General features: G+C 41.2%; 10 protein-coding genes. 1 reads left to right on the top strand and 9 read right to left on the bottom strand.

Translation table 11 applies throughout. The features are described from left to right. From ACYQ5K_RS03140 to ACYQ5K_RS03125, 4 genes are all read right to left on the bottom strand, one after another. Positions 1-921, bottom strand: coding sequence for an ABC transporter permease (locus ACYQ5K_RS03140; protein ID WP_173688962.1), 921 nt, complete (start codon positions 919-921; stop codon positions 1-3). Positions 922-936: 15 nt separating this feature from the next. After that, complete coding sequence (locus ACYQ5K_RS03135) at positions 937-1,866, bottom strand: ABC transporter permease (protein WP_173688961.1); 930 nt, start codon at positions 1,864-1,866, stop codon at positions 937-939. An 86-nt stretch (positions 1,867-1,952) separates the two neighbouring features. Beyond that, positions 1,953-3,650, bottom strand: a complete 1,698-nt coding sequence (locus tag ACYQ5K_RS03130) for a peptide ABC transporter substrate-binding protein (RefSeq protein WP_173688960.1) — start codon at positions 3,648-3,650, stop codon at positions 1,953-1,955. 205 nt (positions 3,651-3,855) lie between these two features. Continuing rightward, entirely contained in the window at positions 3,856-4,692 is an 837-nt protein-coding gene (locus ACYQ5K_RS03125) for a MurR/RpiR family transcriptional regulator (RefSeq protein ID WP_195230605.1), read from the bottom strand. A 136-nt stretch (positions 4,693-4,828) separates the two neighbouring features. Here ACYQ5K_RS03125 and ACYQ5K_RS03120 point away from each other — a divergent pair, with 136 nt between their 5' ends. Then, positions 4,829-5,848 (top strand): M42 family metallopeptidase, encoded by a 1,020-nt coding sequence (locus tag ACYQ5K_RS03120; RefSeq protein ID WP_173688958.1) that lies wholly within the window; start codon positions 4,829-4,831, stop codon positions 5,846-5,848. A gap of 140 nt (positions 5,849-5,988) precedes the next feature. Here the strand turns inward: ACYQ5K_RS03120 and ACYQ5K_RS03115 are convergent, their stop codons facing one another. The 5 genes from ACYQ5K_RS03115 to ACYQ5K_RS03095 all read right to left on the bottom strand — a co-directional run bounded on the left by ACYQ5K_RS03115 (position 5,989) and on the right by ACYQ5K_RS03095 (position 11,937). Beyond that, positions 5,989-7,257 carry an L-cysteine desulfidase family protein gene (locus ACYQ5K_RS03115; RefSeq protein WP_008371747.1) on the bottom strand — a complete coding sequence of 423 codons (1,269 nt, stop codon included), beginning with the start codon at positions 7,255-7,257 and terminating at the stop codon, positions 5,989-5,991. Between the two features lie 269 nt (positions 7,258-7,526). Beyond that, positions 7,527-8,723, bottom strand: coding sequence for a glycine C-acetyltransferase (locus ACYQ5K_RS03110; RefSeq protein WP_117555821.1), 1,197 nt, complete (start codon positions 8,721-8,723; stop codon positions 7,527-7,529). Positions 8,724-8,749: 26 nt separating this feature from the next. Continuing rightward, positions 8,750-9,802: an L-threonine 3-dehydrogenase gene (gene tdh / locus ACYQ5K_RS03105; RefSeq protein ID WP_173688957.1), complete on the bottom strand. Its 1,053-nt coding sequence runs from the start codon at positions 9,800-9,802 to the stop codon at positions 8,750-8,752. Between the two features lie 271 nt (positions 9,803-10,073). Further along, entirely contained in the window at positions 10,074-11,456 is a 1,383-nt protein-coding gene (locus tag ACYQ5K_RS03100) for an MATE family efflux transporter (RefSeq protein WP_459777261.1), read from the bottom strand. Then, positions 11,437-11,937 carry a GNAT family N-acetyltransferase gene (locus ACYQ5K_RS03095; RefSeq protein WP_173688956.1) on the bottom strand — a complete coding sequence of 167 codons (501 nt, stop codon included), beginning with the start codon at positions 11,935-11,937 and terminating at the stop codon, positions 11,437-11,439. The genes ACYQ5K_RS03100 and ACYQ5K_RS03095 overlap by 20 nt, the downstream gene beginning before the upstream one ends.

The following is an 11,937-nucleotide window of genomic DNA, read 5'->3' as shown; positions in this document are numbered from 1 at the left end:
CTACTTTCTAAGTTTTGGATCCAGGGCGTCTCTGAGGCCATCACCAAGAAGCGTAAAGCAAAGCATGGTAAGTGCAATCATAAATGCCGGGAAAAACAACTGATACGGATAAAATGTAAACTGTGCTTGCGCTGCCGATGCAAGTGCACCCCAACTGGTCTTTGGCGGTTGAATTCCAAGTCCGATATAACTAAGAAATGCCTCTGAAAAAATATAGCCCGGGATATCAAATGTAATTGATACGATCACCGTACTAAGTGTATTCGGAATCATATGTCTTGTTATAATCTTCCATGGTTTAACCCCTAAAGCTTTCGCTGCTAAAATGTATTCTTCATTTTTTATTGATAACATCTGTGCGCGCACAAATCTTGCCATACCGCACCATCCGGTGACCGTCATTGCCAAAATCAAAGTTCCCATACCCTTACTCTGCAAAACAATAGACAGAACAATCACAACAATCAGGTATGGTACACTAATCAGTATTTCAACAATTCGCATCATGACATCATCCACAACTCCGCCAAAATATGCTGCAATTCCACCATAAATGCAACCAATGACTGCAGATATCAACGCACCTGCCACACCTATGATCAGCGATACACGTCCACTGATCCAAACTCTCGCAAACATGTCTCTTCCAAGTTTATCCGTTCCAAACCAGTGCTTTGCATTTGGAAACTGATTTCTTGCAGCCTTATCAACTTCTTCATATGCATATCCACTAAGCTTCGGTCCTATAATTACCATAATGACAATTGCAATAAGAATAAAAAGTGCAAGAGTCGCTACCTTATTCTGTCGAAGTCTTCTCCATGCATCCTGAAAATATCCGATTCGCGGTCTGGCTGTTTCTTCTACTGCATTTTCTTCCAGCCCAATAACCTGAAATTTCTCTTTTGCTATACTCTGCATATTTGCACCTCCTGTTTAATCACCTGATGATACTCTGATACGTGGATCAAGTATCATGTACGCAAAGTCAACAACCAGCTGCATAATGATAAATAACGCCGCATAAAAAACGGTAGTTCCCATGATCATTGTATAATCGTTATTATTAATTGATGAGACATAGTAAAATCCGATTCCAGGAATTGAAAACATTTTTTCAGTAACAAAGGCTCCGGTAAACACTCCAACCACACTGCTTGAAAAAATCGTCACTGCAGGAAGTAATGAATTTCGGAGAACATGCTTTAAAATAACAGCTCTTTCACTCAGTCCTTTTGCTCTTGCCGTCAGAACATAATCCTGTCCTAATGTATCAAGCATACTTGATTTAATATAACGAGCATAGGTCGCAACTGATCCAAACCCCATAACAATAACCGGTAAGACCATATTCGATGGTTTTCCCCAACCAGACGCCGGAAGCCATCCAAGCTTTACTGCGAATACATACTGCATTAAAGATGCCAGAACAAATACCGGTATCGTTGCTCCTAATATTGCAATAAACATTACAATATAATCCGGCCATCTGTTCTTTTTAAGTGCTGCAATAATTCCAAGTACTACTCCGATCAATGTTCCGATTATCAGAGCAGTTCCTCCAACCATTCCCGATATCGGCGAGGTTCGTGCAATCTCTCCTGTCACCGAACGTCCCGCATAAAGAATACTTTCTCCTAAATCAAAATGTACAAGTCCTTTCATATACATAAGATATTGGGTGAACAATGGCTGATCCAATCCGTATTTTGCATAATAATTTGCCTTCGTCTGCTCTGGCAGGGTTCTCGCCATACTTGCAAGCGGATCTCCAGGAATACTTCTCATTAGAAAAAACGTAATTGTCGCCACAGCAAACAGCGTAATAATCATATAACATATTCTTTTTATCGTATATTTAAACACACTGTATCCTCCTCTTAATTTTCGCCGCTTTTCTTAGTAAAAAGGCAGGAAACACATCCTGCAATTTCCTGCCTTTTTCTATCTTTTTATCTTCCAGATGTATAAACGTTCTTCCATCCCGGATGTGCAAAATACAACTGATCTTCTCCGTAATCTACATATTTAGAATGTACATACGACTTTGAAAACTGATGACTTACACTCGTTGCCAATGGACAAGTTACATAATCTTCAATAAAAATACGCTCTGCTTTCACATAATCATCCATACGTTTTGTTTCATCCATTTCGATGGAACCTGCTTTACTAAGCTGATCATATTCCTCATTTGACCATCCGGTGTAAATCTGGTTAAAGTCTGTCATATTGACACTCAGCATATCATACGGATCATTGTAATAAGCACCCCATGACATAAACCCAATCTGGTATTTACCATTAGTCAGATTATCTTCAAAAATTCCCCATTCACTGAAATCAATTTTAAGATTGATTCCAAGTGTTTCTTTGTACATCTGCTGTAAATACTCTCCAAAAGTATGGAACCAATCTGATGTTCCTGCAAGTGAATAAGTAACATCCAGTTTGGATGGATCATCCCCAAGACCAAGCTCTTTCATTCCTTCTATCAGAATATCTTTTGGTGTCTTTCCACTCTTATCAAGATCACTCTTCAAATCTTTTAACGGATCTCCAGCTTCTTCACGAAGGCTCTTCTCACCAACTGTAAGTGCCGGAGCGATCCATCCGTAAAGAGGTTCTCTCATTCCGCTAAATCCCATGTCATTCATATCATCATGATCAACTGCAAGTGTAAATGCTTCTCTGATTTTCTTATTTGAAAAGATTTTATCTTTTGTATTATAGAATTGGAAAGTAATATTTCCCCCTGAAGTCTTTGTGTAGGTATTATTGTCATCGCTTTCATATTTCTGAAGATCTTCCTGGGAACTTGCACTGATAAAATCAATCTGTCCGCTGTCATATGCATTTGTAATTGCACTCGTGTCTGAAATAATCTGATAATTCACAGCACCAAGATCTACATTCTCTTTGTCCCAGTATTCATCATTTTTTGCAAGTTTGATCGAACTGTTATGCGTCCATTCATCCACTGTAAACGGTCCGTTATATACCATCTTATCTGCATCTGTTCCATACTGATCGCCATATTTTTCTACAATATCCTCTCTCTGCGGATAAAAGATACTTGCATCTGTACTTTCCAAAAAACTTGGCATTGGATTAGTCAGGGTGATTTCCAGCGTGTACTCGTCAACTGCCTTTACCCCCAGCTGATCCGGGTTCATTTCACCACTGCTGATTGCATCATAATTCAATATAGGTGTAACAAAATATGAATTCGGACATCCTGTTGCAGGATCTGCACTTCTCTGTAATGAATATACATACTGATCTGCCGTTACCGGTTCCCCGTCACTCCACTTTCTGTCTTTTCCAATATGGAACGTCCACACTTTTCCATCATCACTTTTTTCCCAGGTTTCCGCATCTCCCGGCATGATCTTATACTCGCCATCACGTTCCTCAATGCGGATCAGACCTTCCATTGTGCTGATCAATATCTCACTGGAATAAGTATCTGACCGAAGACTTGGATCCAATGTTGTTGGTTCTGAAACCATATACGTGTTAATGTACTGTTCTTCATCTTTTTCTCCGCTGCTGGCTTTCTTGCTGTCAGTTTTTCCACCTCCACCACAAGCCGCAAGTGACAGTACCATTGCACTGCTTAGTACAAGTGCTATCATTCTCTTTTTCATTATTGTTACCTCCTTTTTTCTTGATTCATCTCTTTTCCGTATGAATCCTATTTCTTTTATCTATTGCTAATTATAGCATATACTATAATTCTTTGCTATAAATTTTTAAAAAATGTGCATTTTTATCAAAAATGCACATTTCACTTTAAAGCATATATTAAATTAATAGTTTTTTCTTGTGTTTATCGTGAAAACTTCACAAAATTCAAATCAACCTGCAAAACTCTTTTTTTGATGTTGATTCCACTTTTATTTTTATCGCTGAAGTCAACAAATTTGCCAGTGCCATAGGTGCCGACAATGTATTAAGTGCAAGTCGCGTTGTACTGCCGACAAGAATAAGTTCATCTGCATAAAGTGCAATATCCGTTTCTTTTGAATCAGTGATCAGTATAATTTTTGCTTTATTTTTCTTAGCATACTCCACAACTTTCTGGGTCATAAAATAATAGTCAGGAAACGAAATTGCAAGAATTAATGTTTTTTTATCGATCATTGGCAGCACAGAATAGACATTTTCATTCAACTCCGTATTCACTTTTATTGTTGGAATCCGGACTCCTGCGAGGGCGGAACTGATACTTTCTCCGATAAGATAAGAAATTCCTCTGCCACAGATAATAATTTTAGAATATTGCAAAAAATAATCTGCTAATTCAAACATTCTCCTGATATCAAGACTTTTGATAAATTCATCCATCAACAATTTTTCTTCATTACAGATTTCCTGAAGCAGTGTCTCTTTTTCATCTAATTCATACTTCGGTATATTAGTATTATAATAATCATTGTCTTCGCAAAATTCTACTCTTCCCCGATTAATGTATTTGCGAAATTCATACTTTACCTCATTGAAACTTTCGTACCCTAATGCTTTGCACATATTCAGGATCGTAATTTCTGTAATTTCTACTTCATGACTAAGGTCACGCAAGGTTATAAATGCCATGTTCTCCGCATGTGACACCATGTAATCAGCAATTTGTTTTTGCTTTCTTGTCATTTTCGGATAAGTATCTTCAATCCTTTTTAATATCTCCATTTTTCATCCTCTTTCATCAATTATTCTAATTATTATAACCTTTTTTTTATTATTCTGCAATCGATATTGCTTTTTCTAAACTTTTCCCTTAAAATATTAATGTATATACTATAATATTTTTTTGGGGGAATTTTCTATGCAAAATTATCTTGATTTTATCGGAAACGAACTGAAAGCTTTAACTTCTATTCCAAGCCCATCCGGTTATACCAAAGATGTGGCTGCATACCTGATGAAGACTTTATCAGATATGGGATATGAACCACAGCTTTCTAACAAAGGCAACGTATTCGTAACGATCGGCGGAGAGGGGAATCCGCTAGTACTTGCAGCACACGTTGATACCCTCGGTGCTATGGTGCGTTCTGTCAAAGCAAATGGAAGACTGCGTCCGACTACTCTCGGTGGACACCAGTGGAGTACCGCTGATGGGGAAAACTGCACGATCCACACACGCGACGGACGCGTTTATACCGGTGTGGTACTAAATACAGAACCTTCTGTTCATGTTGCAGATTCTGCTGTTGAGACAAAAGAAGAAAATATGGAAATCCTTCTGGACGAAAATGTGGACACTAAAGAAGGAACTCTCTCACTTGGCGTGCAGCCTGGAGATATCATCGCCATGGACCCGCGTACCCAGATCACACCGAGCGGTTATATCAAAAGCCGTTTCTTAGATGACAAGCTTTCTGCTGCCATCCTTCTCGGTCTGGCAAAATGCGTAAAAGATGAATCTCTTGCGCTTTCCCGCAAAGTTTCTCTTCTTTTCACTGTATATGAAGAAGTCGGACACGGCGGAAGTTTTGTTGCCGAAGATACAACAGAAATGATTTCTGTTGACATGGGCTGCGTCGGATCCGATCTCGGATGTACCGAACGCATGGTATCTATTTGCGCAAAAGATTCCGGCGGTCCTTACAACTACGACGTAACATCCGCTCTTGCCGAAACTGCAAAAGAAGAAGGATTGGATTATGCGATCGATGTGTATCCGCATTACGGTTCCGATGTAGAGGCAACTCTCCGGGCAGGATATGATATCCGTCATGGTCTGGTTGGACCTGGGGTATATGCATCACATAACTATGAAAGATCCCATATGGATGGGGTAAAGAATACGCTTTTACTGTTGAAGAAGTATATTCAGAAATAGAAAGTATAAATAGCTAACGGTCAAAAATAAAACATCCGCGGTATGCATTCCGCAGATGTTTTATTTTTTTCAATATTAGTTATATTTTTTTAAGTCCGGTAAATACAAGTGCCTCTTCTACCAGTTCCTGTCTCTTTTTCTTATCTTGTCATGATCTGGATAATGGTCTTATCCGTCTCACGCATTCCCTTCTTTGCAAGCTCTCCGATATTACGAATCGTGTTTTCTACACCTTTTTCTACAAGTCCGTCTCCGCCATAGAACTGCTTTCCATTTTTCTGCATCTGAAGTCCCAGAAGCCCTGCTTCTACAGCTGATGCAATTTTTGCCGCGCAGCTTGCCTTCGCCCCATCACACACAACACCTGAGTTGATGGCAACTGCATTTACAATTACATGAGAAATCTCATATGCACGTCCACCATACAGATAACAGATTCCTGCACCTGCACCACATCCTGCACTGATCGCGCCGCAATATGCAGACAATCTTCCGATTCCTGTCTTCATATGGATTGTGATCAGATTTGACACAACCAGCGCGCGGAGCATCATCTCTTTTGAGACATTCAGCTCTTTTGCATAGACGATCACCGGAAGAGAAGTTGTCATTCCCTGGTTACCGCTTCCCGAATTGATGACAACCGGAAGTTCACATCCGTTCATTCTTGCATCCGATCCGGCCGCTGCCATCGCTTTCGCACGGTTATGTACACTGTTTCCATATGCTTCCATCAAAGTCTTTCCAATGGCAGCTCCCCAGTTTCCTGTCATGCCCTCTTCGGCAATTGCCCAGTTATAATCGATCTGTCTCTGCAGAACTTCCTCTACGTCTGCAACGTCTACGCAGTCTGCGAATTCAATGATCTTCTCCACAGTCAGAAGAGAACGGTCCGTCGCACAGCTGGATCCCTGCTCTTCATATGCTTTTTCTCTGATGATCTCATCATCTTTCTTTACACAGATCACATTGGTGTGAAAACCTGCGATCTCTACGTATCCGCTGTGTCCGCCTGCACATGCCTTGATCTGAATGTCGAAAATATATTCTTTATCGGATTCCCGGATTGTCATCGGCATGGTATCCAGCATCTTTTTCATTTCTACTTTCTGTTCCCCTGTGATCTCTTCCAGAATTTCCAGTTCTTTTTCCGGACATCCGGCTACAATCCCTGCACAGACTGCTGCACCGATTCCGCGAAGTCCTCCGGTGCACGGTACAACGACACTTTTTACATTCTTAATAATATTTGCACTGACATTTACTTCTACAGATTCCGGCTTTTCCCCAAGAGCCTGAACTGCAACTGCTGCCGCGTAAGCTACTGCGATCGGCTCTGTACATCCCATCGCCGGAAGCAGCTCTTCCTTTAAAATTTCCACATATTCATTGTATATTTTTTGTTCCATCTTTTATCTCCTCTGTCAGGTGACATCCCATTCATCTTTTTATTGTTCCCTGTTTATTTTATAGTATTCCTGCCTTTCCCACAAGCTTTTTCTCTCCATTTTTCAGGGTTTACAGAATTACCACGATTACATTCCAAAAATATTCTTTTATTTTATACCTCTGAAAATTTTCCCGTAACAATATTTTTTAGTCAGATTTCTCTGTTACATCATCACAAAATGCCGGGCAACATTTTGTGATGTCCGGCATTTTTCTGTCCTGTAGCAATTTATTTTCCAATCTCTTCTCTGGTCTCTTTAAAACATTTGATAATGAAATCAATATCTTCTTTTGTATGGCTCGCGCATACCTGTGTTCGGATTCTTGCTTTTCCTTTCGGTACGACCGGATAAGAGAATGCAACCACATATACCCCTTTTTCCATCATTTTCTTTGCATATTCTCCGGCAAGTCTTTCATCATAAAGCATAACCGGTACACATGGATGGGTTCCTTCGATGATATCAAATCCGTTTTCTACCAGCTGCTTGCGGTAGTATGCGGTTACTTCTTCCAGATGGTCACGAAGCTCGGTGCTTTCTTCCAGCATATTGAACATCTCAATACTTGCTCCTGCGATCGCCGGTGCAAGAGAGTTGGAGAACAGGTACGGACGGCTTCTCTGACGAAGCAGATCGATGATCTCTTTTCTTCCGGATGTATATCCACCGGAAGCCCCACCGAGTGCTTTTCCGAGTGTTCCTGTAATGATATCCACTCTTCCTTCTACGCCACAGTATTCGGAAGTTCCTCTGCCGTGTGCTCCTACAAATCCAACTGCATGGCTGTCATCCACCATAACCAGTGCGTTGTATTTATCAGCAAGATCACAGACACCTTTTAAGTTACAAATGATTCCATCCATTGAAAATACACCGTCTGTAGCGATCAGTTTGACTCTTGCTCCTGCTGCATCTGCAGCCTGAAGCTGTGCTTCCAGATCTTCCATGTTGTTATTTTTATAGCGGTATCTTTTTGCCTTACAGAGACGAACTCCGTCAATGATGGAAGCATGGTTCAGTTCATCACTGATCACTGCATCCTCCGCAGTCAGGATTGTTTCAAAAAGTCCACCATTTGCATCAAAGCAGGAAGAATATAAAATCGTATCATCTGTTCCCAGAAATCCGGAAATCTTCTTTTCCAGTTTTTTGTGGATGTCCTGTGTTCCGCAGATAAATCTGACAGAAGCAACCCCATATCCTTTTTCATCATAGGTTTTCTTCGCTGCATCGATCAGTCTCTGATTGTCTCCAAGTCCAAGATAGTTATTGGCACACATATTAAGAAGCTCTCTTCCGTCTTCCATTACAACCTTTGCGCCCTGTGGAGATACGAACGGTGCTTCCCCTTTGAAAAGACCATCTGCTTTGATCTGTTCTACTTCTTTTGTATAAATACTTAAAATATCATTTTTTCTTGCCATTTTATTCTCTCCTTCTTCTGCTTTTCCTAATCGTTAATATGTGCCCAGTCAAGGATCACCTTTCCTGATTGTCCTGAGATCATTGCCTCAAATCCTTTTTCATAATCGCGGATATCAAAATGGTGTGTGATGATCGGTGAAATATCAAGTCCCGCCTGGATCATCGTAGACATCTTGTACCAGGTATCCCATACTTTTCTTCCATAAATCCCGCGGATATTCAGCCCATTGAAGATCACGGTCTCAAGATCTACGGTTGCATCCTGTCTCTGCAATCCGAGAAGTGCGATCTTTCCACCATGTTTCATGTTATGGATCATATCAGAAAGTCCCGGCTGGCTTCCGGACATCTCAAGTCCGATATCAAAGCCTTCTGTCATTCCAATCTCATGCATCACATCCGTCAGTTTTTCCTGTGTCAGATTAACACATCTGGTCGCACCCATTTTTGCTGCCAGATCCAGACGGTACTGGTTCATATCCGTGATTACCACATGTCTTGCTCCTGCAAATTTTGCGATCGCCGCTGCCATGATCCCAATCGGCCCTGCACCTGTGATCAGCACATCTTCACCAAGCATGTCGTAAGATAATGCAGTATGGGTTGCATTTCCAAATGGATCAAAGATCGCATATAATTCTTCATCAATTGCCGGACTGCACGGCCATACATTCGAAGCAGGAATAACCAGATATTCTGCAAACGCACCATTCCGGTTTACCCCAACACCTTTGGCATCTTTACAGTTCTCTTTGTGTCCTTCCAGGCAGTTTCTGCATTTTCCGCAGGTGATATGTCCTTCACCGGATACCAGATCGCCCGGCTTGAATCCCTGTACACCTGCACCGACTTCTACAACCTCCCCGACATATTCATGTCCTGCGGTCAGTCCGATCGGAATGGTGTGCTGTGCCCATTCATTCCACTGGTAAATATGTACATCGGTACCACAGATTGCATTTTTATGGATCTTGATCTTTACGTCATTTGGTCCTACTTCCGGAATCGGTACTCTTTTCAGCCAGAGTCCCTGTTCCGGTTTTTCCTTTACAAGCGCCCACATTTTATTATCATTCATCTTCATTACCTCCGCATGACACATATGTCCGTTTATCACGGACTTTTTATTATTTTTGTCTTTCTACATTTAGAATACCCTATTTTTCTTCTCTTTTCAATCTATTTTTCCGTGATACACAAACATTTTACATGTCCATGTTTTTGTAGTAGATACAAGCACATGTGTCTTTCTATTGCAAGCATATTTGTTATATATACACAAAAACAGACAGATAAATCTGTCTGTTTTTCACAATGCCCTACTGTCGATTTTCACAATTTTGTTCTGTTTATAACAATCTTTTTTCTTTCTGATGTACTCTTTTTCTCACAAAATAGAAGCACACAACCTGAAGTACAATGGTAATGATCCATGACACCGGATAAGATACAAAAAGTACGGATAAAGATCTGTGGTTCGGAAAAATTCCAAATACCCACACGATTCTTGTTCCCACCGTTCCGATCACCGAAAGCACCATCGGGACTGCTGAATATCCCATTCCACGAAGCGCCCCCGGAAACAAATCCATGATCCCACACAGGAAATAAGTGATCGACGTATACGCCAGGATTTCCATTCCGCAGCTGATAACCTTTGGATCTGAAGTATAAACTGTCAGGATCTGCGGTCCGAAGCTATAGGCAAGGCCACCAAGCACCGCTGCGATCGATACAGACAGAATCGCACAGTCACGCAGCACCCTGTCCATTCGTTTCAGCTTACCTACCCCATAATTCTGACTGATAAAACTCATACATGCCTGGGTGATCGAATTCACTGACATATAAAGGAACCCAAGCATATTGTTCGCTGCTGTATATCCTGCCATCGCAATCGATCCAAACGAATTAACCGAAGACTGCAACAGTGCATTGGACAAATTGATGACCGTACTCTGGATTCCCGCCGGAACTCCAACCTGGAAAATCTGTTCCATGTAGGCACCATTAATCTTCAGTTTGGAGAAACGAAGCTGATAACTTCCTTCCGACCGGTACAGACAGGTCAGTACCAGCACACACGAAATCAGCTGTGAAATAATTGTTCCAATTGCAACCCCGGCAACTCCCATATGAAAAATAATAACCAGTGTCATGTTCAGCGCAGCATTTGCGATTCCGGAAATGATCAGGAAGATCAATGGTCTTTTTGTATCACCGATCGCCCTTAAAATGGCTGCTCCATAGTTATATAACATAAAAAATGGCATTCCCATAAAATAGATCCGCATATATAAGGCAGACTGCCCGATCACATCATCCGGCGTTCCCATAATTTCAAGTGCCCACTTTGCAAGAAGCACCCCGATAACTGCCATCATAATTCCACTGATCAGCGCAAGTGTGATCGAAGTATGTACGGTTTCCGACATCTCCCGGTCTTTGCCCGCTGCATAAAATCTGGCTGCAAGAACATTGGCGCCAAGCGAAATTCCGATAAACAGGTTCGTAAACACATTGATCAGTGCTGTTGTGGAGCCGACTGCGGCAAGTGCCTGACTTCCGGAGAATCTTCCTACTACGATGATATCCACCGCATTAAACGCAAGCTGCAGAATTCCGGAAACCATAAGCGGCAGGGAAAAAGAAATCAGCTTGTCCATGATTGAGCCGTTGCACATATCAATTTCAAACTTATTTTTTTTCACATTATTCACCCTGCCCTTCATCAAATGTAAGTCTCATCTGATTCCAGACCACGTTTCCATGTACCGATTCTGAAACACCTTCATTTTTGAACCCAAACCTGGCATAATAAGATATCAGCCGGTCCTTGCAGGTAAGAACAAGTCCCTTTCTTCCCTGCTCTTTTGCATCTGCAATTGCTCTTTTGATCAATTCTCCTGCATATCCATGTTTCCGGTAAGACGGCAGCGTATTTACACCAAAAATCATCTGCCACTCACCTTTTTCATCATGCATTTCCGCTTTTTCATACATTTCGTCTGTCAGATCTTCCTGATTCGTCACCATACCGTCCACAAAGGCGATCAGTTTCTCTTCTTCAAACATCAGCCAGAAATGATCTTTATAAAAAGTAAGTCTCTTTTCAAATTCTTCTTCTGTTGCCGCTTCTGCTGCCGGAAAACACTCCGCCTCCACACGGGCAATTTCTTTCAGATCACTCAGATCTGCTGTTCTTATTATCAT

It is taken from the genome of Allocoprococcus similis (assembly GCF_054660775.1).
Note: the sequence above shows the minus strand (reverse complement) of the source record. Positions and strands in the feature narration are given on the sequence as shown.